The organism is Delftia sp. DT-2 (genome assembly GCF_028401915.1).
Taxonomy (GTDB): domain Bacteria; phylum Pseudomonadota; class Gammaproteobacteria; order Burkholderiales; family Burkholderiaceae_C; genus Comamonas; species Comamonas tsuruhatensis.
This window is the reverse complement of sequence record NZ_JAQOTI010000001.1, coordinates 19,542-45,964: the sequence shown is the minus strand read 5'-3', so window position 1 is coordinate 45,964 and position 26,423 is coordinate 19,542. Positions and strand designations below refer to the sequence as shown.

The 26,423-nt window shown below is 67.6% G+C and carries 28 protein-coding genes and 2 tRNA genes; 14 read left to right on the top strand and 16 right to left on the bottom strand.

All coding sequences use genetic code 11. The features are described from left to right. Positions 1–76 precede the first annotated feature (76 nt). From PO605_RS00240 to PO605_RS00230, 3 genes are all read left to right on the top strand, one after another. Complete coding sequence (locus PO605_RS00240; protein ID WP_016450078.1) at positions 77–1,051, top strand: bifunctional enoyl-CoA hydratase/phosphate acetyltransferase; 975 nt, start codon at positions 77–79, stop codon at positions 1,049–1,051. Then, positions 1,048–2,094, top strand: a complete 1,047-nt coding sequence (locus PO605_RS00235) for a YeiH family protein (protein WP_016450079.1) — start codon at positions 1,048–1,050, stop codon at positions 2,092–2,094. The genes PO605_RS00240 and PO605_RS00235 overlap by 4 nt, the downstream gene beginning before the upstream one ends. A gap of 137 nt (positions 2,095–2,231) precedes the next feature. Then, a complete protein-coding gene (locus tag PO605_RS00230; RefSeq protein WP_047468904.1) occupies positions 2,232–2,537 on the top strand; it encodes a hypothetical protein in 306 nt (101 codons plus the stop codon). A gap of 27 nt (positions 2,538–2,564) precedes the next feature. Here the strand turns inward: PO605_RS00230 and PO605_RS00225 are convergent, their stop codons facing one another. Further along, the gene (locus PO605_RS00225) at positions 2,565–3,458 is read right to left on the bottom strand and encodes a LysR family transcriptional regulator (protein WP_016450081.1); all 894 of its coding nucleotides are present in this window, start codon (positions 3,456–3,458) and stop codon (positions 2,565–2,567) included. Between the two features lie 101 nt (positions 3,459–3,559). Here PO605_RS00225 and PO605_RS00220 point away from each other — a divergent pair, with 101 nt between their 5' ends. Continuing rightward, positions 3,560–4,528, top strand: coding sequence for an NAD-dependent epimerase/dehydratase family protein (locus tag PO605_RS00220; RefSeq protein ID WP_047472070.1), 969 nt, complete (start codon positions 3,560–3,562; stop codon positions 4,526–4,528). Positions 4,529–4,592: 64 nt separating this feature from the next. On the opposite strand, the gene PO605_RS00215 is transcribed toward PO605_RS00220, so the two are convergent. The 5 genes from PO605_RS00215 to PO605_RS00195 all read right to left on the bottom strand — a co-directional run bounded on the left by PO605_RS00215 (position 4,593) and on the right by PO605_RS00195 (position 9,014). Continuing rightward, a tRNA-Gln gene (locus PO605_RS00215) sits at positions 4,593–4,669 on the bottom strand. A gap of 77 nt (positions 4,670–4,746) precedes the next feature. Continuing rightward, positions 4,747–5,736, bottom strand: a complete 990-nt coding sequence (locus PO605_RS00210; protein WP_272205752.1) for a CobW family GTP-binding protein — start codon at positions 5,734–5,736, stop codon at positions 4,747–4,749. Further along, entirely contained in the window at positions 5,733–7,397 is a 1,665-nt protein-coding gene (locus PO605_RS00205) for an amidohydrolase (RefSeq protein WP_047472984.1), read from the bottom strand. The genes PO605_RS00210 and PO605_RS00205 overlap by 4 nt, the downstream gene beginning before the upstream one ends. Positions 7,398–7,411: 14 nt before the next feature. Beyond that, positions 7,412–8,794, bottom strand: a complete 1,383-nt coding sequence (locus PO605_RS00200; RefSeq protein ID WP_047472983.1) for a sodium:solute symporter family protein — start codon at positions 8,792–8,794, stop codon at positions 7,412–7,414. 13 nt (positions 8,795–8,807) lie between these two features. Next, positions 8,808–9,014, bottom strand: coding sequence for a DUF3311 domain-containing protein (locus tag PO605_RS00195; protein WP_016450086.1), 207 nt, complete (start codon positions 9,012–9,014; stop codon positions 8,808–8,810). 142 nt (positions 9,015–9,156) lie between these two features. Between PO605_RS00195 and PO605_RS00190 the strand changes: the two genes are divergently transcribed. Continuing rightward, positions 9,157–10,077 carry a LysR family transcriptional regulator gene (locus tag PO605_RS00190; RefSeq protein WP_047219220.1) on the top strand — a complete coding sequence of 307 codons (921 nt, stop codon included), beginning with the start codon at positions 9,157–9,159 and terminating at the stop codon, positions 10,075–10,077. 7 nt (positions 10,078–10,084) lie between these two features. Here PO605_RS00190 and PO605_RS00185 read toward each other — a convergent pair whose 3' ends face one another. Beyond that, positions 10,085–11,011 (bottom strand): LysR family transcriptional regulator, encoded by a 927-nt coding sequence (locus PO605_RS00185; protein WP_272205751.1) that lies wholly within the window; start codon positions 11,009–11,011, stop codon positions 10,085–10,087. Between the two features lie 138 nt (positions 11,012–11,149). Here PO605_RS00185 and pdxA point away from each other — a divergent pair, with 138 nt between their 5' ends. Beyond that, positions 11,150–12,883, top strand: coding sequence for a 4-hydroxythreonine-4-phosphate dehydrogenase PdxA (gene pdxA, locus PO605_RS00180; protein WP_047473827.1), 1,734 nt, complete (start codon positions 11,150–11,152; stop codon positions 12,881–12,883). Between the two features lie 97 nt (positions 12,884–12,980). On the opposite strand, the gene PO605_RS00175 is transcribed toward pdxA, so the two are convergent. After that, the gene (locus PO605_RS00175; protein ID WP_017407778.1) at positions 12,981–13,331 is read right to left on the bottom strand and encodes a DUF1304 domain-containing protein; all 351 of its coding nucleotides are present in this window, start codon (positions 13,329–13,331) and stop codon (positions 12,981–12,983) included. A gap of 99 nt (positions 13,332–13,430) precedes the next feature. After that, positions 13,431–13,811, bottom strand: a complete 381-nt coding sequence (locus PO605_RS00170; protein WP_047473828.1) for a hypothetical protein — start codon at positions 13,809–13,811, stop codon at positions 13,431–13,433. A 401-nt stretch (positions 13,812–14,212) separates the two neighbouring features. On the opposite strand from PO605_RS00170, the gene PO605_RS00165 reads away from it, so the two are divergent. The 4 genes from PO605_RS00165 to PO605_RS00150 all read left to right on the top strand — a co-directional run bounded on the left by PO605_RS00165 (position 14,213) and on the right by PO605_RS00150 (position 15,973). Next, complete coding sequence (locus PO605_RS00165) at positions 14,213–14,569, top strand: PRC-barrel domain-containing protein (RefSeq protein ID WP_016450092.1); 357 nt, start codon at positions 14,213–14,215, stop codon at positions 14,567–14,569. A gap of 119 nt (positions 14,570–14,688) precedes the next feature. Next, on the top strand, positions 14,689–15,039 hold the full coding sequence (locus PO605_RS00160; protein WP_016450093.1) for a four-helix bundle copper-binding protein: 351 nt from the start codon (positions 14,689–14,691) through the stop codon (positions 15,037–15,039). A 152-nt stretch (positions 15,040–15,191) separates the two neighbouring features. Next, positions 15,192–15,551, top strand: a complete 360-nt coding sequence (locus tag PO605_RS00155; RefSeq protein ID WP_047473830.1) for a hypothetical protein — start codon at positions 15,192–15,194, stop codon at positions 15,549–15,551. Between the two features lie 140 nt (positions 15,552–15,691). Continuing rightward, complete coding sequence (locus PO605_RS00150; RefSeq protein ID WP_016450095.1) at positions 15,692–15,973, top strand: H-NS histone family protein; 282 nt, start codon at positions 15,692–15,694, stop codon at positions 15,971–15,973. 118 nt (positions 15,974–16,091) lie between these two features. On the opposite strand, the gene PO605_RS00145 is transcribed toward PO605_RS00150, so the two are convergent. Both PO605_RS00145 and serS read right to left on the bottom strand, forming a co-directional pair. Next, a tRNA-Ser gene (locus tag PO605_RS00145) sits at positions 16,092–16,181 on the bottom strand. 33 nt (positions 16,182–16,214) lie between these two features. Beyond that, positions 16,215–17,531: a serine--tRNA ligase gene (serS, locus tag PO605_RS00140; protein WP_016450096.1), complete on the bottom strand. Its 1,317-nt coding sequence runs from the start codon at positions 17,529–17,531 to the stop codon at positions 16,215–16,217. 137 nt (positions 17,532–17,668) lie between these two features. Between serS and PO605_RS00135 the strand changes: the two genes are divergently transcribed. Further along, the gene (locus PO605_RS00135; RefSeq protein ID WP_016450097.1) at positions 17,669–18,367 is read left to right on the top strand and encodes a CBS domain-containing protein; all 699 of its coding nucleotides are present in this window, start codon (positions 17,669–17,671) and stop codon (positions 18,365–18,367) included. 76 nt (positions 18,368–18,443) lie between these two features. Here PO605_RS00135 and ispH read toward each other — a convergent pair whose 3' ends face one another. Then, on the bottom strand, positions 18,444–19,442 hold the full coding sequence (gene ispH, locus PO605_RS00130; protein ID WP_047474022.1) for a 4-hydroxy-3-methylbut-2-enyl diphosphate reductase: 999 nt from the start codon (positions 19,440–19,442) through the stop codon (positions 18,444–18,446). Position 19,443: 1 nt separating this feature from the next. After that, a complete protein-coding gene (locus PO605_RS00125) occupies positions 19,444–19,914 on the bottom strand; it encodes an FKBP-type peptidyl-prolyl cis-trans isomerase (protein WP_016450099.1) in 471 nt (156 codons plus the stop codon). Between the two features lie 97 nt (positions 19,915–20,011). On the opposite strand from PO605_RS00125, the gene radC reads away from it, so the two are divergent. Further along, the gene (gene radC / locus PO605_RS00120; protein WP_272205749.1) at positions 20,012–20,692 is read left to right on the top strand and encodes a RadC family protein; all 681 of its coding nucleotides are present in this window, start codon (positions 20,012–20,014) and stop codon (positions 20,690–20,692) included. 62 nt (positions 20,693–20,754) lie between these two features. Beyond that, positions 20,755–21,414, top strand: coding sequence for a Smr/MutS family protein (locus PO605_RS00115; RefSeq protein WP_013803859.1), 660 nt, complete (start codon positions 20,755–20,757; stop codon positions 21,412–21,414). Between the two features lie 30 nt (positions 21,415–21,444). On the opposite strand, the gene PO605_RS00110 is transcribed toward PO605_RS00115, so the two are convergent. Then, positions 21,445–22,728, bottom strand: coding sequence for an MFS transporter (locus PO605_RS00110; RefSeq protein ID WP_017406746.1), 1,284 nt, complete (start codon positions 22,726–22,728; stop codon positions 21,445–21,447). 35 nt (positions 22,729–22,763) lie between these two features. After that, positions 22,764–23,237 carry a MarR family winged helix-turn-helix transcriptional regulator gene (locus tag PO605_RS00105; protein ID WP_047473718.1) on the bottom strand — a complete coding sequence of 158 codons (474 nt, stop codon included), beginning with the start codon at positions 23,235–23,237 and terminating at the stop codon, positions 22,764–22,766. Between the two features lie 105 nt (positions 23,238–23,342). On the opposite strand from PO605_RS00105, the gene PO605_RS00100 reads away from it, so the two are divergent. After that, positions 23,343–23,951 (top strand): PaaI family thioesterase, encoded by a 609-nt coding sequence (locus PO605_RS00100; RefSeq protein ID WP_046987361.1) that lies wholly within the window; start codon positions 23,343–23,345, stop codon positions 23,949–23,951. Positions 23,952–24,023: 72 nt separating this feature from the next. Here PO605_RS00100 and PO605_RS00095 read toward each other — a convergent pair whose 3' ends face one another. Then, positions 24,024–26,102, bottom strand: a complete 2,079-nt coding sequence (locus tag PO605_RS00095) for a bifunctional 2',3'-cyclic-nucleotide 2'-phosphodiesterase/3'-nucleotidase (RefSeq protein WP_047473719.1) — start codon at positions 26,100–26,102, stop codon at positions 24,024–24,026. Positions 26,103–26,423 lie beyond the last annotated feature (321 nt).

Genomic DNA, 26,423 nt, shown 5'->3' with positions numbered 1-26,423 from the left:
CAAGGCCCTCGAAAGCCGATTCCCAGATTCCCTGCGTTGCTCGCGCCGGGCCCTGTACTTTCCCGCAGGAGCTTTCATGGTCCCCCCACTTTCACTTGCCGTGGCCGCCGATGATGCGCCCGCCACGCCCCGTCCCCATCTCCAGCACTTGCTCGACCAGGCCAAGGCGCAAGGCCCTATTCCTGTGGCCGTGGCCTATCCCTGCGATGCAGGCTCGCTGCAGGCCGCCATGCAGGCCGCGCAGGCGGGCCTGATCACGCCGCTGCTGGTCGGCCCCGAGGCACGCATCCGGGCGGCGGCCCAGGCAGCCGGGCTGGACCTGGCGGGCGCGTCCATCCATTCCACCGCCGATGATCCACGCGCGGCGGCTGCCCAGGCGGCGGCGCTGTGCGGCAGCGGCCAGGCCCGCGCGCTGATGAAGGGCAGCCTGCACAGCGACGAGTTGCTGGGCGCCGCCGTGGCGCGCGAGGCCGGCCTGCGCGGCAGCCGCCGCGCCAGCCATGTGTTCGTGATGGACCTGCCGGGCTTCGAGCGCCCGCTGCTGATGACCGATTGCGTGGTCAACATCTTCCCCACGCTGATGGACAAGCGCGATATTGCGCAGAACGCCATCGACCTGGCCCGTGCCATCGGCATTGCCCGGCCGCGCGTGGCCGTGCTCTCGGCGGTGGAGACGGTCAACCCCGCCATTCCCGGCACCATCGACGCGGCCGCGCTGTGCAAGATGGCCGACCGGGGGCAGATCAGCGGCGCCATCCTCGACGGGCCGCTGGCCTACGACAACGCCATCTCGCTGCGCTCGGCGCATCACAAGGGCATCGTCTCCGATGTGGCCGGCCAGCCCGACGTGCTGCTGGTGCCCAGCCTGGAGGCCGGCAACATGATCTACAAGCAGCTGGTCTACATGGCCGACGCCGAATGCGCGGGCCTGGTGCTGGGCATGCGCGTGCCCATCGTGCTGACCAGCCGTTCGGACTCCGTGGCCAGCCGCATTGCGTCCTGCGCGCTGGCCGTGCTGGCCAGCGCGGCGGGCGGCAAGGAGCAGTCATGAGCCAGGTCCAAGCACAGGTGGCTGCGCAGGCGCCCGTGCCGCGCATGCTGCAGTGGCTCAGGCTCCTGCCCGGCACGGGCCTGTCGGGCGTGATCGCGCTGGCGGCGACCTTCGTCTCCACGCTGCATGGCGGGCCGCAGCTGCTGTTCGCGCTGTTCTTCGGCGTGGCCTTCCACTTCCTGAGCCAGGACGCGCGCGCCAAGCCGGGCATCGAGTTCTGCGCGCGCGGCGTGCTGCGCCTGGGCGTGGGCCTGCTGGGCGCGCGCATCACGGCCACGCAGATCGCGGGCCTGGGCTGGACCACGGCGCTGATCGTCATCGCGGCCGTGGTCACCACGCTGCTGTGCGGCACGCTGCTGGGCCGGCGCCTGGGCCTGACGCGGCCGCAGGGCGTGCTGTCGGGCGGCGCGGTGGCCATCTGCGGCGCCTCGGCGGCGCTGGCCATCTCGTCGGTGCTGCCGCGCGACAAGGACAGCGACCGCTTCACGCTCACCGTGGTGGTCACGGTCACCGTGCTGTCCACGGCCGCCATGGTGCTGTACCCGCTGGTGGCGCGCGCCCTGCATTTGCCGCCCGAGCTGGCGGGCCTGTTCATCGGCGGCACCATCCACGACGTGGCCCAGGTGGTGGGCGCGGGCTACACCATCGACCAGGCCACGGGCGACTACGCCACCATCGTCAAGCTGTTCCGCGTGTCCATGCTGGCCGTGGTGGTGGTCATGGTCTCGGCCCTGTTCAAGCGCCAGCGCGAGGCAGCGGCCGAGCAGCACCACGGCAAGAAGCCGGGCCTGGTGCCCTGGTTCCTGTGGGTGTTCGTCGCGCTGGTGGCCATCAACTCGCTGGGCTGGGTACCGCCGGGCCTGCAGCACCAGTTGAGCGACCTGTCGCGCAACTGCCTGGTGCTGGCCATTGCGGCCCTGGGCCTGAAGACCTCGTTCCAGCAACTGGCCCAGGCTGGCTGGCGGCCTTTTGCACTGCTGGTGGTGGAGACGCTGTGGATGGCAGCCTTCGTGCTGATCGCCATCGAGATCGAGATGCGCTGACGCCTGCACAGGCATTGCCGCAAGAGGCCCGCACTGCGCGGGCCTTTGTCATGGCGCCACACATCGCTTGATGGGCATGCACCAAGATGATACATTTACACACAAATTTTTGATCCACATCAACGCCCTACCGCGCCGTGAACGTTTTTCGCAAGCAAGCCGGCAGATTCCGCAGGCTGACCGCCACCCAAGTCCTCACCCTGCTGCGCAATCAGCAACCCCGGCAAGCCGCCCTGCTGCGGCTGCTGCCCTGCCTGTCGATGCTGGCCGTGTGCGCGGCGCTGCTCGATTCCCTGCTGCCCATTCCGCTGTGGGCCATCGCCAGCCTGACCGTGGTCATGGCCGCCTACATCGCCCACAACTGCCAGTCCTTTGTCGCCACCCAGCGCAGAAAGTCCACGCTGCGCCATCTCGCGCGCTCCTGCCTGCTGCACGCCGGCTGAAGCACAAGTGCCCCTGGGTGCCGGGCGTCAGGCACCGCCTCTGGCATAGGCCGTCAGCGCCTGGGCCACGGCCTTGAAGACCACGGCGCAGCGCTCGCTCTTGCGCAGGTCCTCGTGCATGGCCACCCAGGTATCGAGCTTCCATGAAAACGCCTGGGGCAGCACCCGCACCAGGCCCGGCTCCCGGGCCGCCAATGCCGACTGGCACACGCCAATGCCAAAGCCCGCGCGGATGGCGCCCAGCTGGGCCAGGTCGCTGTCCGAGCGCAGCGCCATGCCTTCGCGCGTGAGCATGGGAAACTGCTGCTGCATCTTTCGGATCAGGGCGCTTTCATGGTCGAAGCCGATGAGCGAATGCCCGGCCAGGTCCTCCAGCGATTCCGGCACGCCGCGTGCGGACAGATAGCTTTCATGGGCATGCAGCCCCAGCTCGATGGCGCCGATATGGCGTGCCACCAGCGCCTCCTGCTGCGGCCGGAACATGCGCACGGCCACGTCGGCCTCGCGGCGCAACAGGTCGTCCACCGCGTTGGACAGCACCAGCTCGATGCCCAGTTCAGGGTGTGCCGCGCGCAATTGCGCAAGCACAGGCGGCAGCACCTCCACGCCCACCACCTCGCTGGCCGTCAGCCGTACCGTGCCGCGCACGCCCGAGCCATGGCTGGCCGCCACGCGGCGCAGCGCGGCCGCCGTCGCGGCCATGCTGGCTGCATAGGGCTGAAGCTCGTAGGCCGCCTCCGTGGGCGCGAAGCCATCGGATGAGCGGGTGAACAGTTGCAGGCCCAGCGCCGACTCCAGCCCGTCGATGTGGCGGCCCACGGTCGGCTGCGCCACACCCATGGCCCGGCCCGCCGCTGACAGCGACCCGGACTCCAGCACCTGCAAAAAACTGCGATACCACTCCCAGTGGGGTTCCGACATCACTCATCCATTCATTTATGCATGGACACCAGAGAATTCTAGGCAATTTTCTTTTTGCAGCGGGTTGCTGACACTGAGGCTGTCACCACAGGACCCAGCCCATGCCATCCATTGCACTCTTCGGCGCCGCAGGCGCCATCGGCCAGAGCCTGGCCGCCGCGCTCAGACAACAGGGCCGCGCCTACCGCGTGGTCGGCCGCAACGCAGCCAGCCTGCGCCAGACCTTCGGCGCCGACCCGCTGGCCGAGATCGTCCCCTGGAACCCGGACAGCACCGGCTCCGTCGAGGCTGCCGCCCACGGCGTGGACACGCTGATCTACCTGGTGGGCGTGAACTACTGGCAGTTTCAATTGCATCCCGAACTGATGCGCAAGACGCTGGAAGGCGCCATTGCCGCGGGCGTGCGCCGCATCGTGCTGATCGGCACCGTCTATCCCTACGGAAAGGCCCGCACCCTGCCCGTGGCAGAAGACCATCCGCGCGAGCCCCATACCTTCAAGGGCCGCATGCGCAAAGCCCAGGAGGACCTGCTGCTGCAAGCCCATGCAAAGGGCCACATCGAGGCCACCGTGCTGCGCCTGCCCGACTTCTACGGTCCCGGAGTACACAACAGCCTGCTGCACGGAGCCTTCGAGGCAGCGGCCCGTGGCGGCCGGGCCGACATGGTCGGCCCGCTGGACCGGCCGCATGAGTTTGTCTATGTGCCCGATGCGGGCCCCGTCGTGGCGCGCCTGATCGGCACGCCGCAGGCTTTCGGCAAGGTCTGGCACCTCGCCGGCGCGGGGGCGATCACGCAGCGCGACGTCGTCTCGGAGATCGAACGCCTGACCGGCAGGCCGTTGAAGCTGCGCGTTGCAGGAAAGACCGCGCTGCGCCTGGCCGGCCTGTTCAACCCCTTCATGCGCGAGCTGGCCGAGATGCACTACCTGCTGACCGATCCGCTGATCATGGAGGACTCCGCCCTGCACGCCCTGCTGGGCCCCATTGCCAAGACGCCCTATGCGCAGGGCATACGCGCAACGCTCAACGCCGCCATGGCAAGTGCCGACTCACACTTGGCCGCGGCCTGAGCCTGGCCTGCAGCCCGAAAACAAAAAAGCCCTGACAGCACAACTGTCAGGGCCTTTGTCTATCTGGCAGGGGAGGAAGGACTCGAACCCTCGCATGCCGGAATCAAAATCCGGTGCCTTTACCAACTTGGCGACTCCCCTAGAAGACCTAAATTCTAATACGTTTTTTTGGCCCGAAATCCAAAATTCCAAAAATTTCGACACCGCCAAAGTTGTCTTCATGGCGCGGCCAGGGCTCCCTCAAGACAGCGGAGTATCGCCTCCCGCCCCATCGCCGTGAAACAGCCAATGAAGACAAACACGGACTCCGAGACCCTGGCCCCATGCAGGCTGGCAATGCGCAAGCGCCCACCCACCACGTGGACTTCCTGGACGCTGTCCTGCCCGCCCAGCCGCACGATGCCCTTGGCCCGCAACAGGGGGACAGGCAGCGTACGCAGCGCCTGCCGCAACCGCTGCCGGTCAAAGCAGCGGCGCGTTGCGTAGGAAAAGCTGCCCACATCGGCCATGCCGGCCATGCCGGCCATGTTCCCGGCCTGGCTTTTCCAGGAGCCGCCCGCTTGCAGCAGGCCTTGCGGGCGGCGTGGCGAGGCAGCCGCATCAATGAACACGGCCAGCGGTATCTCGCCATGGCGGGCCGCCAGCACCACGGCACCGGGCGCCATGCCGGCCACGCGCGCGGCCACCTTTTCGGTGGCACATGCGCCGGCCAGATCGGCCTTGGTCAGCACCAGCGCCGTCGCGCCCGAGATCTGGCGGCGGACCATGTCGCCGACCAGCGGGTCGCACAGTTGCTCATCGACGGCCTGGACATCCACCACCACCAGGATGGCGTTGAGCTGCAGCGCGGGGTCGAGCATGCCGACCTGGGCGATGCGCACGGGGTCGGAGACGCCGCTGGCCTCGATGACCAGCAGGTCCGGGCGGTCGGGCCGCGCGCCCACGGCGGCCAGGGCCTCGGCCAGCCGCCCGCCGATGGAGCAGCAGATGCAGCCGTTTTCCAGCTGCAGCACGTCGCTGCTGCGTGTGCGGATCAGGGCGGCGTCGATGTTGATCTCGCCGAAGTCGTTGACCAGCACGGCCACGCGCAGGCCATCGGCACGCTCCAGCAGCCGGTTGAGCAAAGTGGTCTTGCCCGCGCCCAGATAACCGCCCACGACGACCATGGGAACGGGCGCCCGCTGCGCCGCGGCGGCCGGCGTGCTCATGGCGCTGACCCGGGCGCGGGGAAGATGCGGCCGCCCAGCACGGTGCCCCAGACCTTCACGTCCTTGAGGGCGGCGGGCGCCACCGCGCGGGGATCGTCTTCCAGCACGGCGAAGTCCGCCAGCTTGCCGGGCTCGATGCTGCCCACGCGCTGCTCCAGCTTGAGGGTACGGGCCGCGCCCATGGTGATGGCATGCAGGGCATCGTCCACCGACAGGCGCTCGGCCTCGCCCAGCACGCGGCCTGAAGCGGTTTCGCGCTGCACCGCGCACCAGGCGGTGAACAGGGGGTGGATAGGGGTGATGGGCGCATCGGAATGCATGGCGAAATCCATGCCCAGGCGCCGCGCCGTGCCCGCTGCATTCATGCGCGAGGCCCACTGCATGCCCACGGTCTGCTCGGCGTGGGCATCACCCCAGTAATAGAGATGGTTGGAGAAGAAGTTGACACACATTCCCAGGCGCGCGGCGCGCTGCAGCTGGGCGATGCTGGCCAGCTGGCAGTGCTGCAGGGTGTGGCGATGGTCGGCGCGCGGGTGCCTGGCCAGCAGGTCCTCGATCACATCCAGCACCACCTCGGTGGCCTCGTCTCCGTTGGTGTGGATGTGCAGTTGCAGACCGGCCAGGTGGAAGGGCTCGAACAGCGCGGGCAGCTGCGACGGGGGAATCAGCCACAGGCCGTTGGGCTGCCCGCCCGCATAGCCGGGAGCGCGCAGGCGCGCGGTGAAGCCCTGGATGGAGCCGTCCACGATGAACTTGACGGGGCCGAACTGCAGCTTGTCGCTGGCCGACGATGCGGCAGCGGCGTGCACGCGCGCGGCACCGCCTTCCGGGTTGCGCTGCGGCGCGAAGGCCGGGACGATGCGCAGTGGATAGGCCGCGTCGCCCGTGACTTCGCGCAGCGCGGCCAGGCCCTGGGGCGAGAGATCGCTGACCAGGTCGGTGGCCGTGGTCACGCCCGCGAGCTGGGCCACGCGGCCGAACTTCCAGATGGCCTCGCGCTGCTCGGCAGCGGCCAGCGACAGCGCGCTGCCGATCACCTTCTGCACGGGGTACATGGCGGCGAATTCCTGCAGCTCGCCCGTGGGCTGGCCCTCGGCGTCCTTGTGGATGCCGTCGATGTCGGTGTCCTCGTCAATGCCGGCCAGCGCCAGCATGGCCGAGTTCACATTCATCAGGTGCACGCTGGCATGCAGGATGACGATGGGCCGCGTGGCGGAGACACGGTCCAGCTCGCGCACCGACAGCCGGCTGCTGCCGAAGAGGATGGGATCGAAGCCCCAGGCCAGCAGCGTGGCCTGCGCATCGGGCAGGGCACGCTCGGCCTCGGCCAGGCGCGCCAGCACGGCGTCCAGCGTGCGCAGGCCGGGCCACAGGCGGCCCTCGGGATCGCGCCGATCGAAGTAGCCCAGGTACACGGCCTCCCACATGGCGCCTTCCATCAGGTGGCTGTGCGCCTCGATCAGGCCGGGCATGAGGACCTTGTCGCACAGTCGGTCGATGCGCTCGGCCTCGGGCCAGTCAGCCATGTCGGCCTCCTGGCCAACGGCCAAGATGCGGCCGCCCTGCACGGCCACATGGGTGGCCTGCTGCTGGGCCGGGTTCATGGTGAGGATGGTGCGCGCCACAAAGACCTGCGTGCGCGCGTTCTCGTCGTGGTTCATGGTGGTGGTCTTTTTCAGGCGGCCTTGACGCGCGCGGCACCGGGCAGATAGTGGACGATGGCCGTGACCAGCAGGTTCAGCGCCAGGCTGATGAAGCCCAGGTTGATGCCGCCGAAATCCGGCTGCTGGATGTACAGCGCAATGGCCAGCGCCTGGCCGCAGGCAATGCCCAGGGCAACAGCCAGGGGCCGGATGCGCCAGCCGAAGAGGATGGCCATCATTCCCGGGAAGAACTGCGTCACGCCGTAGTAGGTGGTGTTGATCAGCGTCAGCATCAGGTTGGGCGTGAGCAGCGTCATCACGATGGACAGCACCAGGTAGATGACGATCACCACCTTGGCGCCCTGCTTTTGCTTGGCCTCGGGCAGGCCGGGCAGCAGGTTGCGGGCCACGATGGGGCCGATGGCCAGGCAGATGCCCGCCAGCACCAGCAGGCCCGACAGCGCGGCGCCTGCGGCCACCAGGCCCAGCAGCCAGTCGGGCAGCAGTCGCACGGCAGCCGCGAAGAAGGCCTCGTTGGGCGATGCCAGCTGCAGGTTCTGGCTGATGGCGTAGTACGAGGCCAGCACCAGGAAGGGGTACATCAGCATGTACAGCGGCATGGCGATCTGCGTGCGGCGGATGGTGTGCGAACTCTTGGCCGTGAAGAAGTTCTGAACCGCGAACGGCATCATGTAGAAGCCCAGCGCCTGGAACAGCATGGTGCTCATGGAAAAGCGCAGCTGCGTATCGGTCATGTGGTTGCTGACCTTGGCGCTGGCGGCGGTGAACACATCGCCCACGCCCGCATGCCAGCCCACGGCCACGCCCGTGGCGATGATGGCCACCACCATCAGGATGTCCTTGAGGATGGCGATATAGGCCGAGGCGCGCACCCCCGAGATGGCGATGTAGGTGAAGGCCAGGCCCGCAGAGATCAGCAGCAGGTGCAGCGGCTGGAAATTCCATCCCAGGCCCTTGAGCGCGGCCACCAGCCCCGTGAACTGCAGCTGGCCCCAGGGCAGCAGGAACAGGATGGCCGAGCCGGCCACGATCAGCTCCAGCGCACGGCTGCCGAAGTGGCCCTTGAACAGGTCCGGCAGCGTGATGGCGTTGTGCCGCAGCCCCGCCTTCCAGATCATGGGGCCGAGGAAGTAGCCCAGCGGATATGCCAGCAGGATGTAGCCCAGGAACCAGACGCCATAGGTCGGCCCCTTGGCGTAGATGCCGCCCGGAAAGCCGACCATGGTGCCGATGCTGTAGATCTCGCCGGCGGCCAGGAAGAACACCAGGTAGGCGCCGAACTGGCGGGAGGCGACGAAGAAGTCATGCACGCTTTGCGCCCCCTTGCCCGTGCGCGAGCGGATGGCCAGGTACAGGGACAGCGCGATGAAGCCCAGAAAGACTGCGGTGGTCATGGCGGTGCTCCCTTCAGGCGGACTGCGCGTCGTCGGCTTCGTGGCGGTCGAACATCAGCCAGCACACGAGCATGCACAGCGACGTCAGCACGAACCACATGAAGATCCACAGGTAGATGAAGGGCACGCCGAACACGAAGCGATCGACGGACGCGACCCAGGGAAGCAGGCCGATCACCGCGATGTACGGGATGCCTATGCCGATGAACAGCTTGAGCATGGTTTGTCTCCTTTTGCTCCGATGAAAGAGTTGGCGGTTGTGGCCGCTCTATAGAACATTTCAATGTCCCTGGATGCGATCTTAGGAAGCGCCTACCTATAATTCAAATGAAAAATTTGCCAACAAATCATGAGGACTCCGCATGGATACACAGAAGCTGCGGCACCTGCTGGCCATCGTCGAGCACGGCACCTTTTCCGACGCAGCGCGCGCCGTGCATCTCACCCAGCCGGCGCTCAGCCGCAGCATCCGCGCGCTGGAAGATGAACTCAGGGCGCAGCTGTTCGACCGGGGCGCGCGGCGCGCCCGGCTGACGGTGTTTGGCGAACTCGTGGCCGAGCGTGCACGCCGCATGCGGCTGGAGGAAACCCAGTTGCGGCGTGACCTGGAGCTGCTGCGCGGCGGCCAGGAAGGCGCGCTCGCCATTGGCGTGGCGCCCGCGCCGGCGGCGCTGCTGCTCAAGCCCTTTCTGATCCACATGGCGCAGGCGCATCCGCGCGTGAAGGTGCGCGCCGAAATGGGTGCCACCAGCGCATTGCTGCAGCTGCTGCGCAACGAATCCATCGATGCCATCGTCGGCGACGCCTATGTGCTGCGCGCCGCCGATGACGTGGAGATGGAACTGCTGGGCGAGCTGCCCGCCGGCCTGGTCTGCCGCGCGGGCCACCCCGTGCTGCAAAACCCCGGCATGGACGAGATCCGCCGCTACCCGCTGGCCACCACCACGTTGAGCACGGCCATGGCGCGGCAGCTGGCCGAGCTGTGGGGCGAAGGCGCCGAGCCCGACAAGCTGTTCACCCTGCACTGCAACGACCTGGACCTGCTGCGCGGCGTGACCCTGGCCACGGACACCTTGCTGTTCGGCGTGCTGTCCATCACCCGCAAGGAGCGCGCCAGCGGCGCCATGGCCGAAGTGCCCCTGCCCGCCGATCCCCGCCGATGCGGCCGCTACGGCATGGCGCGCATGGCCGCGCGCACCCTGTCACCGGCGCTGGACACGGCCTACGCCTTCACGCGCACGCACTGGCGCGAGCTGTCGGAGCACGATCAGGAGCCCGGTTGATCGATGCTCAGCCGGCCGCCGGGGCCTGTGCCTGTGCATGCGCCAGGCCCAGCGGCAAGGTCTGCGCGCGCAGCCAGTCCAGCACCAGGGCGAAGCTGGCCTCGTCCAGCACCGGCCGGGGCGACATGAGCACGTAGTGCGAGCCATCGGCCACGAAGCCGCGCGGCGCGCACAGCGTGCCGCTGGCCAGGTCATCGGCCACCAGTGCCAGCGGGCCGATGGCGACGCCGGCCCCGGCCACGGCGGCCTGCAGGCTCAGGTAGAAATGCTCGAAGCGCACCTCGCGACCGGCCCGCAGCGGCACGCCGGTCAGTTCGCTCCAATGCCGCCATGCGTCCGGCCGCGACTGCGTATGCAGCAGCACCCCGCCCAGCGGCCCTGAGCGTGCCAGCGCCTTGGCAAGCGCGGGCCTGCAGACGGGCCCCACGCGCTCTTGCAGAAAGGGCTCGGCCACCACATCGGCACCCATGTCGAAATCCGCGCGGCGTATGGCCAGATCAATGCCCTCGCGCGCAAAGGGCACGGAGCCGCCGGCCGATACCAGGCGCAGCTCGCGCTGCGTGCCGATCGCTTCCTGCAAACCACCCAGACGCGGAATCAGCCAGCGCATCAAAAACGTGGGCTCGCACGACAGCACCAGCGGCCGGTCCGGCCCTGCCGCCTGCCGCGCGCGGCCCAGCGCGCCGCGCAGGCGCTCCAGCGCAAGGGCCACCTCCTCGGCCAGCACGCGGGCCGTGGGCGTGGCAATGATGCTGCGGTTGCTGCGCTGGAACAGCGCAAAGCCCAGCGCCTCCTCCATGTCGCGCACGGCACGGCTCACGGCGCCATCGGTCAGGTGCAGCTCGCGCGCGGCCTTGGAGACACTGCCATGGCGCACCGTGGCCTCGAAGGCGCGCAAGGCAGACAGCGGCGGCATGTGGACGGGTGCGGGCATGGCAATGGCGGCTCTAGACAGGTGGAACATCGGACTTTCAGTTGAACATTGCTCAATTGAATGATGAGTCTATATCGATTTATTACTGGAGCATCTTCATGCAAAGTAAACCCATCGATTGAGGTTTCAGCAAGAACCATGAAGCACTCCAGCCCCAACTCCGCCAACCCCTCGGCCAGCACTCCGGCCAGCGCGCCCCTGGCCATCACCATGGGCGATCCATTGGGCATCGGGCCCGAGATCATCGTCAAGCTGGCAATGGACCCTGCGCGGCCCTGCACGCCGTTTCTCGTCATCGGCGACATCGCCCGGCTGCAGCGGGCGGCCGATGGGTTGGGCGTCCATCCGCAGATCCGGGCCATCGAGACACCGGCCCAGGTCCCTGTCCTGGTACCGCCCGCCACGCTCTTCGTGCTGCAGACCGGCGAGGACCTGCCGCCGGACCTGCCCTGGGGCTGCGTCGATGCACGCGCCGGCGCGGCCTGCCATGCCTATATCCAGCGCGGCATCGACCTGGCCCTGACTGGCGACGTCTCGGGCCTGGTGACCGCCCCCATCCACAAGGAAGCGCTGCGCGCGGCAGGCTGCCCGCATCCGGGCCATACCGAGATGCTGGCCGAGCGTTCCGGCACACGCGACTTCGCCATGATGCTCGCCAATGATGAGCTGCGGGTGCTGCTGGTCTCCATCCATGTGCCGCTGCAGCAGGCCATCGCCTCCGTGACCATGGACAACGAGCTGCGCGCCATTCGCCTCGCGCACCAGGCCTGCCGCGCGTTCGGCATCCCCCGGCCCCGGGTGGCCGTGGCAGGGCTCAATCCGCATGCCGGTGAAAACGGTCTGTTCGGGGACGAGGACCGCTCGGTGATCATCCCCGCCATTGCCGCCGCGCGCGCCGAAGGCATCGACGCCAGCGGCCCCTGGCCCGGCGACACGGTCTTCATGCGGGCGCGCCGGGGCGAGTTCGACGTGGTGGTCGCCCAGTTCCATGACCAGGGGCTGATTCCCGTGAAATACCTGGGTGTGGAGCAAGGCGTGAACATCACCGTGGGCCTGCCCTTTGTGCGCACCTCGGTGGACCATGGCACGGCCTTCGACATCGCGGGCACGGGCCGCGCCGACCACGCCAGCCTGGCCTGCGCGCTGCGCCAGGCGGCAGCCATGGTGCAGGCCACCCGTACCGGTGCCAGTGCACGAACGCAACGCCCGGACTTCATCTTCATGCTCACGCAGCAGGACAGGACCATTGCCGATGCGCGCGAGCGGCTGCGCGAGGTGCTGGCCCAGGGCGTTCGCCATGTGGGCTTCAAGGACATCGGCCTGCCCCTGCCCGAGCTGCATGCCCTGGCCCGGGACATCCGTGCGGGCGGCGCCAGGGTCTATCTGGAGGTTGTCAGCCTCGACGAGGCCAGCGAAGTGGCCTCCGCCCGCGCGGCGGTCGACATCGGGGTGGACGTGCTCATGGGTGGCACACGGCCCGAGGCGGTGCTGCCCGTGCTGCGCGGCAGCGGCATTGCGTACTACCCGTTTCCCGGCAAGGTGAGCGGGCATCCGAGCGTGCTTTCAGGCCCGGTACAGGACATCGTGGCCAGCGCCCGCCGCATGGCGGGGCTGGACGGCGTGCATGGCCTGGACCTGCTGGCCTACCGCTTCCACGGCGACGTGCCGGCCTTGATCAAGGCCGTCTGCGATGCGGTGGACAAACCCGTGGTCGTGGCCGGCTCCATTGATCGCAGTGAACGCATCGCGGCCGTGCTGGCCGGCGGCGCAGCGGGCTTCACGATAGGCACTGCCGCCTTCGAGGAGACTTTTCCGGCCGCGCGGCCCGGGCTGGCGGCGCAATTGCAGGCCATACAGGCGCTGGTGGACTGACGCCGGCCATGTCGGCTATGCCGGCCCGCGCCACGCACGCCGGGGTCACGGTCCAGCAGCAGCTGCAGCGATTTCGCCCACCGGTGCCCGGGCGTTCTCATAGCCCCAGGTACAGGGCCAGCAGCGAAACGGCGGCCGGCACGGCCTGCACCCAGAGGATCTTGCGGCTGGCCGTGGCTGCGCCATACAGGCCTGCCACCAGCACGCACAGGAGAAAAAAGTACTTGAACGCCAGGCCGTCGGCGCCCTGCGCCAACCCCCAGATCAGCCCGGCGGCGAGAAAGCCGTTGTAAAGCCCCTGGTTGGCGGCCAGCGTCCTGGTCTGCTGCGCAAATTCCGGCGTCAGCCCAAAGGCCTTCCTGCCAGCCGGCCGGTCCCAGAGAAACATCTCCAGCACGAGGATGTAGACATGAATTGCGGCGACGATGCCTATGAGAACGTTGGCCATCTGGGTGGATAGGAAAGTGGACAGGCCCCTGTATACGGGATGCATCCGCCGCCGTCCATGCCCGCCGCGCCACACATGGCCTGCAACGGCCTGCCCGTGTCACCCGGAAGACTTGCTGCCGGGTGGCACGGGCTTTTCCACTGGCTTTTGCGCACTCTCTGCCGGCGCCACGGCACCTGCGGCCGCACCGCCCAGCGCACCGGCCACGCTGCCTACCGTGCCGCCCACCACCACGCCCACCGGGCCTGCAATGACCGCACCGGCGGCAGCGCCGGCAGCGGCTCCGGCCAGTACGCCGCCGCCGATGAACACCGAGCGTGACTCGCGCTGCGCATCCTCCGGCGACAGCTGGTACTGGGCAGCTGCCTCGGGGTCCTGGGAAGGTACGCCGTGGCCCGGTCGCGCCTGTTCGGCCAGGTCTTCGTCCTCCACCGCATCTGCAGACACCGGCGGGATGGATGGCTTGTTGCTTGCATTCATGGGAATCTCCTTCGGGGATGGACCGTGGACGCGGGACTGCATCCGCAGCATCTCTCTTGCAGTTTTCGTTGTACGCCTGTGCCCGCCAGGCCGACGCCGGCCCAGACTGCGCTGCCGCGTCAGCAAAGGGCCGCAGCTGCGCAGACCATGACTACAAGGACTCGTAGGACCTGGCCTCCGGTGCCCAAGGACCCTCCTACGCCGGTCGCGGCGCACCGACTACCCGGAGCACTTCATTGCGGTCCTAAGCTGGAACCCAGAAGCACACAGGCTTCGACTTCGCCAGGCGATGCACGGGCTTTGAAGGGGCCGCCTCCCGCGCCTTTTCCCATGCCGCATCGCCCAGCCGCCAGATGCACTGCGTCGGCGTGCCAGCACCAACCCACTCAATGGAGAGCCTCATGGTCACACCCAACACCGTATCGAGCGTCATTTCTTCCGAAACCGTCAGCGGCACCAATGTCTACAACCCCGCAGGCGACAAGCTGGGCAGCATAGACACGCTGATGATCGACAAGCTGTCCGGCAAGGTGCGCTACGCCGTCATGGAATTCGGCGGCTTCCTGGGCATCGGCACGGACCGCTATCCGCTGCCCTGGGAATCCCTCAAGTACGAGCCCGACATGAACGGCTACGTGGTGTCGCTCACGCGCGAGCAGCTGGACAACGCGCCCCGCTATGAGCGCGACACGGCACCGGCCTACACCGATGAATATGGACGCCGCGTGAACGACTACTACGGCGTGCCCTACCTGTAAATCCCGACCCTTGCGGTCTTTGACACAGCCCCGTTCGCGGGGCGTTTTCTTTGGTGTGGATAGCTGGCCAAGGAAGAACGCCCTGCGCGACTTCACTCCCTCATTCCAGGAGAACTCCCATGAATACCACCCCACCGGCCATCGACTACAAGGCCTGCATGGATGCCTGCCAGGCCTGCATCATTGCCTGCAATACCTGTGCCGCCGCCTGCCTGAAGGAAACAGACGTCCAGATGATGGCCGCCTGCATTGCCCAGGATCTTGAATGCGCGCAGGTCTGCGAACTGGCCGTGGCCTCAATGGCGCGCCAAAGTCCGCATGTCTCAGACATCTGCCGCCTGTGCGCCCGGATCTGCCAGGCCTGCGCCGACGAATGCGGCAAGCATTCCCACGACCATTGCCAGACCTGCGCGGCAGCCTGCCAGCAATGCGCCATGTCGTGCAATCTCATGGGCATGCAGTCGCACTGACGCCGCTGGCCTTTGTCACGACAGCCGGCCAGGCGCCCATCCTGCAAACCGGCAGGAAAAAAAGCCACCGGCGCTGTCGTCATCCGCCCTATATCGGCAGCCTTCGGCGCTGCCTACACTTTGATGCATATCCACGCACAAAGGAGATGGGCATGGCACTGAACATCAGCATAGAACAGCGGTTCCTTACCCTCCTGGGCCAGTTGAAGCACATGCCTCCCTGCTCATCCCGCCAGGAAGCGCACGACATGCTCCTGCTGCTGTGGATGCGCATCTGCGAAGGCGCAGGCGCGCGCAGGCAATTGCTCAACAGCATGCGCCAGCGCACGCTGTGCGTAGAGCACGGCTGGAAAAACCTCGACAAAAGCCCCTGCTACTGGGATTCGGAGACCACGCCGGGCATCCGAATCTATCTGCATGCCAATGGCACCATCGTCATTCAAAGACAGGGCGGAGCGCAGGATTCCGAAATCCTGCACTTCAGCAGCCACCGGGAGTTTGTCGAGGCGTAGACAAAGGCCTCGCGCTCTATCCCGAACAATGGCGAAATATTGAAAAACCTAGGTGCAAACACCGACGATGTCCCACATGCGACATCGACCCTGTCTCCATAAAATGCGTCATTGTGTAGCACACTATCCATGAGGAACATATGACAGCAGATTACAAAACCCTGCTCAAGCAAAAGAGCGAGCTTGAGGCACGGATTGCCGAAACGCTGAAGGCGGAGAAAGGCGGAGTCATCGCCAAGGTCCGAGAACTCGTCCATGAGTTCGGATTGACCCACGACGACATCTTCAGCGCCCGCAAATCCAAGTCCGCCAACATTGGCGTGCCGAAATACCGGGACCCCGCCACCGGAGCCACCTGGACGGGACGGGGCAAGCCGCCGCGCTGGATCGAAGGCAAGGACCGCAAGGCCCTCGAGATCTGAGCATGGCCCGCCAACGCGGGCATTTTTTATGGCGGCCCCAATCGCCCGGACTCTCGCCAGGCAATGCCGGAAACAGAAAAACCCAGTGCTATTCACATAGCACTGGGTTTCATGTTTCTGGCGGAGAGGGAGGGATTCGAACCCTCGGTACGTTCGCACGTACGCCTGATTTCGAGTCAGGTACAATCGACCACTCTGCCACCTCTCCGCAGCGTCGAAGCTGAAATTATAGCCTAAAAATTCAGGCCTTCAGCAAAGTCTGTCCACCCATATACGGGCGCAGCGCCTCGGGGATGGTCACCGAGCCGTCGGCGTTCTGGTAGTTCTCCAGCACCGCCACCAGCGTGCGGCCCACGGCCAGGCCGGAACCGTTGAGCGTGTGCACCAGCTCGTTCTTGCCCTGGGCATTCTTGAAGCGCGCCTGCAGGCGGCGCGCCTGGAAGGCCTCGCAGTTGGAGACCGAGCTGATCTCGCGGTAAGTGTTCTGCGCAGGCAGCCAGACTTCCAGGTCATAGGTCTTGGCCGAGCCAAAGCCCATGTCGCCCGTGCACAGGCTCATCACGCGGTAGGGCAGGCCCAGCTTCTGCAGCACGGCCTCGGCGTGGCCGGTCATCTCTTCCAGCGCCTCGTAGCTCTTTTCCGGATGCACGATCTGCACCATCTCGACCTTGTCGAACTGGTGCTGGCGGATCATGCCGCGCGTGTCGCGGCCGTAGCTGCCGGCCTCGGAACGGAAGCAGGGGCTGTGGGCCGTGAGCTTGATGGGCAGCTGGTCCTCGGCCACGACCACGTCGCGCACGAAGTTGGTCAGCGGCACCTCGGCCGTGGGAATCAGGTAGAGCGCCGCGTTGTCGGGCACGGGCTCGCCGTCCTGGCCGCCCTTCTTGGCGGCGAACAGGTCGCCCTCGAACTTGGGCAACTGGCCCGTTCCCTTGAGCGAGTCGGCATTGACGGCGTAGGGCACATAGCACTCGGTGTAGCCATGCGAGTCGGTCTGCAGGTCGATCATGAACTGCGCCAGGGCGCGGTGCAGGCGGGCGATGGGGCCCTTCATCACGGTGAAGCGCGAGCCCGACAGCTTGACGCCCATGTCGAAATCCAGGCCCAGCGGCTGGCCCACGTCCACATGGTCCTTGACCTCGAAATCAAAGGTCTTGGGCGTGCCCCAGCGGCGCGCCTCCACATTGCCGCTTTCGTCCGCACCGACGGGCACGCTTTCGTGCGGAAGGTTGGGCACGGCCAGCAGCATGGCGTGCAGCTCGCCCTGGATCTGCTCCAGGCGCGTGGCCGACTGGTCCAGCTCGGTCTTGAGGCTGCCGACTTCGGCCTTGGCGGCCTCGGCAGCGTCCTTCTCGCCCTTGCCCATCAGCATGCCGATCTGCTTGGACAGCTGGTTGCGCTTGGACTGCAGCTCCTCGGTCCGTGTCTGCAGGGACTTGCGCTCTGCTTCCAGGGACTGGAAGGCCTCCACGTTCAGGAAGGCCTGGGGCTTTTTGCGGGTCTCCAGCCGTGCGACGGCCGAGTCAAGGTCTTTGCGAAGAAGAAGGATATCGAGCATAGCCGGCAATTTTAGGCGGTATCGCCATGGCAGCGCCCGCCCCTGGGCGTTGGGGGTCTTGCCGCTACAGAAATCCCGCGCCGGCGCCGATACTTCCAATATGCCGCCCACAGCGGTTTGCGCACCCGGGAGCACCCATGTTTTTTGTCTTCGGTCCCAACGGACAGATGTTTCGCGGTCCCGCCGAGCGGCTGGGCCAGGTGGCGCCCGTGCGCCGCGTACAACGCCCGCAGGCCCTGCGCACGCGCTCGGCCGATGTGATGGCGGGCGACGCCGCCGCCTCGTTCCCCGCCATCCTGGCCGACCTCGCGGGCCAGCCTGCCGGCGCGCCGGAGCCCGCTCCACGCAGCCGTGGCGCGGTCGATGCCTACCTTTCCACGGAAAAAGGCCCCAGCCAGCCACGCCAGCCCCTGCAGACCGTGGCCGACGTGATGAGCCACGAGGCCGTGACGGTGTCGCCCGAGGCCGGTGTCAACGACGCCTGGCGCGTGCTGGCCGAGCACGGCGTGGCCCAGGCCCCCGTGCTGGATGCCGGTGGCCGCGTGGTCGGGCTGCTGCTGCGTGCCGACATGGCGCCGCTGGACCTGCTGCCCGAGCCCGGTGCGATCAAGGACGCCATTGCCCTGGCGCGCCGGCCCGTGAACGAGGTCATGATCTCCCCCATACCCACGGTGGCCACCACCACCGACCTGCGCCGCGTGGCCGGCGTGCTGCTGGAGACCGGCCTGCCGGGCCTGCCCGTGACCGATGAGCAGGGCCTGCTGGCCGGCTTCATCAGCCGCACCGACATCCTGCGCGCCGTGGCCTCCGATCCGCCGCTGGATCTGTGGAGCTGAGGCTTTCGGCCCCACCATGCAAAACGGGCGCCAGGCGCCCGTTTGCTTTTTGGCCAATGCCCGCTGCGCCTGCGGCTCAGCCGCCCGTCTCGGGCTGCTTGCCCACGGAGATCTCCAGCCCCGTGGCCGCGTCGATCTTCAGGCCCTTGGGCAGCGGGAACTTCACGGTTTCTTCGATGCCATCCATCTTGCGCACCGACAGCGCGCCCAGCTGGCGCAGGCGCTGGATGACCTCGTCCACCAGCACCTCGGGCGCCGAGGCGCCGGCCGTCAGGCCCACGCGCCCGGCATTGGCAAACCATTCCTCGCACAGCTCGCCCGCGTTGTCCACCATGTAGGCGGGCGTTCCCAGGCGCGCGGCCAGCTCGCGCAGGCGGTTGCTGTTGGAACTGGTGGGGCTGCCCACGACGATGAGCACATCCACCTGCGGCGCCAGCACCTTGACGGCGTCCTGGCGGTTTTGCGTGGCGTAGCAGATGTCCTGCTGCTTGGGCTCGCGCACCTGCGGAAAGCGCGCGCGGATGGCTGCCGTGATGCCTGCGGCATCGTCCACCGACAGCGTGGTCTGCGTGACCACGGCCAGCTTCTCGGTCTGGCGGGGGGTGACACGGGCCACATCGGCCTCGTCCTCGACCAGGTGGATGCCCTCGGACAGCTGGCCCATGGTGCCCTCGACCTCGGGATGCCCCTTGTGGCCGATCATCAGGAACTCGTAGCCTTCCTTGGCCAGCTTGGCCACTTCCACATGCACCTTGGTCACCAGTGGGCAGGTGGCGTCGAAGATGGAGAAACCGCGCCGCCGCGCCTCTTCCTGCACCGCCCGGCTCACGCCGTGGGCGCTGAACACCAGGGTGGAGCCGGGCGGCACGTCGTCCAGTTCCTCGATGAAGATCGCTCCCTTGGCCTTGAGATCGTTGACCACGAAGGTGTTGTGCACGATCTCGTGGCGCACGTAGATGGGCGCGCCGAACTTGGCCAGCGCACGCTCCACGATCTCGATGGCGCGGTCCACGCCGGCACAGAAGCCCCGGGGCTCGGCCAGCAGGATTTCCTGGGGCGAGGTCGTATCCGGCACCTCAGAGCACCCCGATGATCTGCACTTCGAAGGTCACCGGCTGGCCGGCCAGCGGGTGGTTGAAGTCGAACAGCACGGCGCCGTCCTCGCGCACCTGCACCACGGCGCCCGCGTAGCTGCCCAGGCCGTCGGGCGTGGGGAACTGCACCACGTCGCCGGGCGCGTACTGCTCGTGCGGGTCGCCCAGCTCGTTCATCAGCTTGCGCGCCACCCACTGCATCATGTCGCCGTTGCGCTCGCCGAAGGCTTCGCCGGCCGGCATCTCGAACGTGGTGCGCGTGCCTTCGGCCAGGCCCAGCAGGCGCTGCTCGACGGCGGGCGACAGCTCGCCCGCGCCCAGGGACAGCGTGGCGGGCTTGTCGTTGAAGGTGTTGATCACATCGCCTGCAGGCCCGGACAGGCGGTAGTGCAGCGTGAGGAACGAGCCGGCCTGGACCGTGGGGTGGGCCGGGGAAGAAGCGCTAGAGGTCATGGAAGTCCCGATAAACTGGCCCGTATTGTAGAAAAACATCCATGCCCCCACGCCCCGTGCAACGGTGCCCCTGCGGCGCCCCTCACCTGGCTGAACCATGGCTCTCAAAGACCTGCCCGCCCAGGCCCAGCCGCGCGAAAGGCTCGCGGCACACGGCCCCTCGGCGCTTTCCGACATCGAACTGCTGGCCATCGTGCTGCGCACCGGCATGGCCGGCAAGGGTGTGCTGCAGCTGGCCCAGGAACTGCTGCAGCTGCCCGGCCGGCCCGGCCTGTCCGGGCTGCTGCAGGCCGGGCACGCCGACCTGAAGGCCATCAAGGGGCTGGGGCCTTCCAAGTGCGCACAACTCCTGGCCGTGCTCGAACTGGCGCGCCGCGCCACGGCCGAGCAACTGCGCGAGCGCCCTGCCCTGGCCTCGCCCGACGCCGTGGCGCGCTACCTGCAGCTGCACCTGGCGGCACGCCAGCACGAGGTGTTCGCCGTGCTGTTCCTGGACAGCCAGCACCGGCTGATCGCGCTGGAGGAGATGTTCCGCGGCACGCTCACGCGCACCAGCGTCTATCCCCGGGAAGTGGTGCTGCGCGCCCTGCACCACCACGCGGGTGCCGTCATCCTGGCCCACAACCACCCCAGCGGCCATGTCCAGGCCAGCGCTGCGGACAGGGCCGTCACGCAGAGCCTGCAGGCTGCCCTGGGCCTGATGGACATCCAGGTGCTGGACCATGTGATCGTCGCGCCGGGCGCCGCGCTGTCCATGGCGGGCCAGGGGATGCTGTAGGACCCCGGCTGGGCCCGCCATGGCCGCCGGGGTGCTGAAATTGCGGTACAACCGGCGTCACCATGACTTTGAAAGCCACCAGCCTGCAGGACCTCGCGCCAGTGCGTCGCGCACTGGCCGAAGCCGCCGCCCAAGAGGCCCTGCTCCAGCAGCAGCGCGCCGAGGCGGCGCGCCGCCTCCTGGCCGAGCAAAAGCTGTTCGAAAACACCGTGGGCCCGGTGCATGCGCTCAAGTCCGCGCACGCCCGCCACCTCCATGCCCCCGAGCCCCCCGAGCCGCTGCCCCTGCAGCTGGAGCTGGACGAGCAGCGCGTGCTGCAGGAGGCCATGAGCGACGAGTTCGACGTCAGCACCCTGCTGGACACCGACGACCAGCTCAGCTTCCGGCGTCCCGGCATCGGCCTGGACGTGACGCACAAGCTGCGCGCCGGGCAGTGGAGCATCCAGCGCCAGCTGGACCTGCACGGCCTGCGCGTGGACGAGGCGCGCGAGGCGCTGGGCCAGTTCATCCGCCTGTCCCACCGCACCGGCATACGCTGCGTGCGCGTGGTGCACGGCAAGGGCCTGGGCTCGCCGGGCAAGACCCCCGTGCTCAAGGGCCGCGTGCTGCGCTGGCTGGTGCAGAAAAAGGAAGTGCTGGCCTTTGTGCAGGCCCGCCCGGCCGAAGGTGGCGCGGGCGCCCTGGTCGTCCTGCTGCAGCCGGGCAAGCGCCAGCTGTACTGAGGGAGTGGATGGCGTGAGCGGTGATGGGGCTCAGGCCGCCGCCACCGCCGCCGCCTTGCGCGCCCGCCCTATGACCAGCGCCATCACCGCCGCCACCAGGCAGGCCAGGCCGGCCGCATACAGCGCGGGCGTATAGGTCAGCAGCAACGTGCGCGTCAGGCCCGCGCCCCAGGCTGCGGCGGCCGCGCCCAGCTGGTGGGCCGCGAAGATCCAGCCGAACACCAGCCCCACCTTCTGCGGCCCGAAATGCTGGGCCGTGAGCTTGACCGTGGGCGGCACCGTGGCGATCCAGTCCAGCCCGTAGAACATGGCGAACAGGCCCAGGCCATAGAAGGTGAACTCCGAATGCGGCAGCCAGAACAGCGACAGGCCGCGCAGCCCGTAGTACCAGAACAGCAGCTTGCGGTTGTCGTAGCGGTCCGACAGCCAGCCCGACAGCACGGTGCCCACGAAGTCGAAGGCCCCCATCATGGCCAGCACCGACGCGGCGGGCACCGCGCCCATGCCGTTGTCGCCGCACAGCGAGATGAAGTGCGTCTGCACCAGGCCGTTGGTGGACAGGCCGCAGATGAAGAAGGTGCCCGCCAGCAGCCAGAAGGTGCGGTTGCGCGCGGCCTCGGCCAGCACCTTGAAGGGCGTGCCGAAGTTCATGGCCATGGCCGGCGGCGGCGGGGCCGAGGCATCGCCGCCAAAGGGCGCCAGGCCCAGGTCCGAAGGCCGGTCCCGCACGAACAGCAAAGCCAGCACGGCAATCAAGGCACTGGCCACGAACACCGGCACCGTGGCCGAGCGCCAGCCCCAGTGCTCGATCATCCAGGCGGCCAGCGGCAGGAAGGCCAGCTGCCCCGTGGCCGCACTGGCCGTGAGCACGCCGATGACCAGGCCCCGCCGCGCCGCAAACCAGCGGTTGGCCACCACGGCGCCCAGCACCAGCGCCGTCAGGCCCGTGCCCATGCCCAGCAGAAGGCTCCACAGCAAAAACAGATGCCACAGCTGCGTGGCCTGCGTCACCATCGCCATGGCGCCTCCCACCAGGGCCAGGCCCATGCACATCACGGCACGCAGGCCGAAGCGCTCCATCATCACGGCCGCAAACGGCCCCAGCAGGCCGAACAGCGCAAAGCGCAGCGCCAGGCTGCTCGATATCTGCTCCGTACTCCAGCCGAACTCGCGCGACAGCGGCTGCAGCATGGCGCCCGGCAGGCCCAGCGCGGCCGACATGGTCAGCATGGTGAGGAAAGTGATGGCCGCGACCAGCCAGCCGTAGTGGATGCCGCGCCGCTGCAGCCAGCGCGCCGTGGAGTTGGAGAGCATGGGAGTCTCTTCGGGGGTTGGGAATTCGGTAGGGCCTACGCCTGCGGGCCGTCTGCAGCGTGGCCATCGCCATCGAGCAGCACCAGGCATTCGTCGATCAGCGCATGCAGGGCCGCCACGCGCTCCAGGCCCAGACGGGCGTTGAGCTCGTTCTGTGCGGTCTTCCAGCTTTGCTTGGCCTCTTCGCGCTTGGCCCGGCCCGCGTCGGTGATGTGCACCAGGCGGCTGCGCTGGTCCTCGCCCTGGCCCATGCGCACCCAGCCGGCGTCGATCAGCGGCTTGAGGTTGCGCGTCAGCGTCGAGGCGTCCATGCGCATGCGCCGCGCCAGGTCCGAGGGCCGCACCGGACTGGCGGCCAGCACATGGCTGAGCAGCGAGTACTGGGTGATGCGCAGCCCCGTCTCGTTCAGATGGGCGTCGTACACCTGGCCCACGCTGCGCATGAGCTGGCGCACGCGGTGGTTGGTGCAGCCCTGGGGCACGGCGAGGATGTCTGGATTCACTGGCATGGCGCAGATTATTGCATATACAACTGTTGTAGATACAATAATATCCACACCGCCATCCCAGACAGCCTGGCGCCCGCACTTTTCCCAATGAAAGAGAGACATTCCATGGACACCCGCACCCACTCCCCGGAGCAGGCCGCCCGCAACACAACCTCCAGCGTCACCTCCGGCGCCATCTCCCCTGCCCTGCAAGCCTGGCTGGACGAGGAACAGGCGGTCACCCTCCGGCTGGACGCCGGCCCCGGCGCAGGCGTATCGCGCCCCGACCAGGTCGCAGGCCGCAGCGGGCTGGAGCTGATGCAGGCCATGCTGCGCGGCGAACTGCCCTACCCGCCCATTGCACGCACGCTGGACTTCATGCTGATTTCCGTGGGCGAAGGCAGCGCCGTCTTCCAGGGCCGCCCCGGCGCCAACCATCTCAACCCCATGGGCACGGTGCACGGCGGCTGGTTCGCCACCCTGCTGGACTCGGCGCTGGGCTGCGCCGTCCACACCTGCATGCCGCCGGGCCGGGGCTACACCACGGCCGAGCTGGGGGTGAACCTGGTCAAGGCCCTGACCCCGCGCGTGCCGCGCGTGCGCGCCGAAGGCCGCGTTCTGCACTGCGGCCGCCAGCTGGCCACGGCCGAGGCGCGCCTGGTCGGCCCCGATGGCACGCTCTACGCCCACGCCACCACCACCTGCCTGGTGTTCGAGATGCCGCCTGCGCGCTGAAGCCCGTTCGGCACAAGCAAAAAAGCCCCGTGCCAGATGCACGGGGCTTTTTTGTTGCTTGCCTGCCGGAACTTACTTCGACAGATCCAGGCGGTACTTGGACGTGCCCTTGCCCGAGCCGTCATCGGCCGCCACCAGCGAGATGTTGGCCAGGCCCGCAGCCTGCGCCACCGGCAGCGCGTTGACGCCGGAGCTGAACACCACGTTGGCCGAGGTGGCCACCTTGGTGAAGCGCCAGCTCTTGGCCGCGCCATTGGCAGCGCGCGTGATGCTGCCGTTCTTGCGCACGTAGCCGATCACCACGTCGCGGTTGGCGTCCGGCGAGGCCCAGATGGCGCTGGAGCCGTCGAGCTTGGCGATGAAGCTCTTGCCGCTGGTGGCGCGGTAGTTGTTCGTGGCGATCACGAACTCCTGCGCCGGGTCGATGGCCTTGCCCAGGTACTGCAGGTTCCTGATGCGGCTGCCCACGGGCTGGGTCACGTCGATCTCGTACTGCACATCGGCCGTGGTGAACATGTCGAAGTTGTAGCCCGGGAAGGTGCTGATCAGTTGCTGCTCACCCGTCTTGGCCGGATCGATCTGGTTGAAGCGCTTGGCAGCGGCCTCCAGCCAGTCCTTGATGTCGGCGCCATTCACCTTCACCGCATACACGGTGTTGGGGTAGAGGTACAGGTCGGCCGCGTTGTAGATGGCCAGCGGGCCCACGGCCACGTCGGTGTAGTCGGCGCCGCCCTGGAAGCCCGACTTGAACGGCGCGCTCACCGACAGCACGGGCAGCTGCGCGTACTGCGGCAGGCTGGCCTTCACATAGTCGGCCACATAGTCGCGCTGCGCCTGGTTGACGATCTGGATGGCGCCCGGGTCGCCCACATCGGCGAACAGCGTGCTCATGCGGAAGTCCGTGCTGCCGATGGGCGTCTTCACGTACTGGATGGCGGCCTGGTGCTGGCTCTCGATCAGCGGCGCCACCGTCGGGTCCACGGCCACGTAGGTGGCCTTGCCTGCGGCGTCCTTGCCGGTCTGGATATTGCGCAGCTCGCTCTTGCCCGCGCTCTTGTCCACGCTCCACTGCTTGCCGTCCCACTTCAGCGCCAGCTGGATCACGCCCAGCGCCTTGCCCCAGGAACTGGCCATCACCGACTGCACGCCGTTGATGGTGCCCGCCTTGTTGTCCACGCCCGCCTGCGTGAACGCCGGCGTGGCCGCCGTATCGGGGAACACGCCGTGCTGGTGGCCCATGACCATGGCGTCGATGCCGGCCACCTTGCTCAGGTGCAGGCCGGGGTTCTCCATCGTCGGCGAGTAGGCCGCGCCATCCAGGCCGCCGTGCAGCATGGCCACCACCACGTCGGCGCCCTTGGCGCGCATCTCGGGCAGGTACTTCTGGGCGGACTCCACGGCACCTTCGGTGTAGAGCTTGCCCTCCAGATAGCGCTTGTCCCAGTTCATGATGCCCGGCGTGGTGAAGCCGATCACGCCGATCTTGATGGGCAGCTCCACCGCCTTGCCATCCTTGTCCTTGGCCGCGATCTTGCGCTCCAGAATCACGTAGGGCTGCACCAGCGGCTGCTTGGTCTTGCTGCTGTAGACATTCGACAGCGCCACCGGAAAGCCATTGCCCGCGCACTTGACCGACTTGTCCACGCCGTCCACGTCCAGGCCGCCGCCCAGCACCTGGTTCAGGAAGGGCAGGCCGTAGTTGAACTCATGGTTGCCCAGCGTGCCCGCATCGAAGCCCAGCGCGCCCATGGCCTTGTACATGGACAGCTGCTGCGTGCAGGGGATCTTGGCCACCTCGGCTTCGTAATCGGCCAGGGCCGTGCCCTGGATGGTGTCGCCGTTGTCCACCAGCAGCGTATTGGCAAACTCCTTGCGCGCCGCGCGCACCAGCGTGGCCGTGCGCTCGAAGCCGTAGGAGGCATCCTCGGCCAGCTTGAAATAGTCATAGCTGCGCACATTGAAGTGCAGATCCGTGGTCTCCAGCACGGCCAGCGTGGCCGTCGCGGGCTGGCTGGCCACCGGGGGCGTCGTGCTGTCATTGCTGTCGCTGCCACCGCAGGCGGCCACCAGCGCGGCGCTGGCCAGGACGCTCAGCGCCAGGCGGCGGGACAGGAGCAGGGATTGCAATGTGGGGAGGTTGCTCAGCGGCATGTGGTTTTTGTGGGGGGTGGTGAAGGGGGGGAGTTTGTTGGTGGGGGTTTACAGGGGTGTGACAGCTGGTCTGTTCTGGTCTGGTCTTGGTCAGGTGCTGTTTTTTGTCCCTGCCGGGGGGTTTCTTTTCGAGGCCGGGTTTCGGCCCGGCGGCCGACCTACTTTCCTTTGTTTCGCCAAAGGAAAGTAGGCAAAGCAAAGGCGACCCGGATGTCCGCGACCCCTTCGCTTCGCTGCGGGGCAACCTGCGTCGGGCCACCTGCGGGGTTCGCTGCGGAACTCGCTGCGTTCACTGCGTGAACTCCGCTCAGACAACCGCAG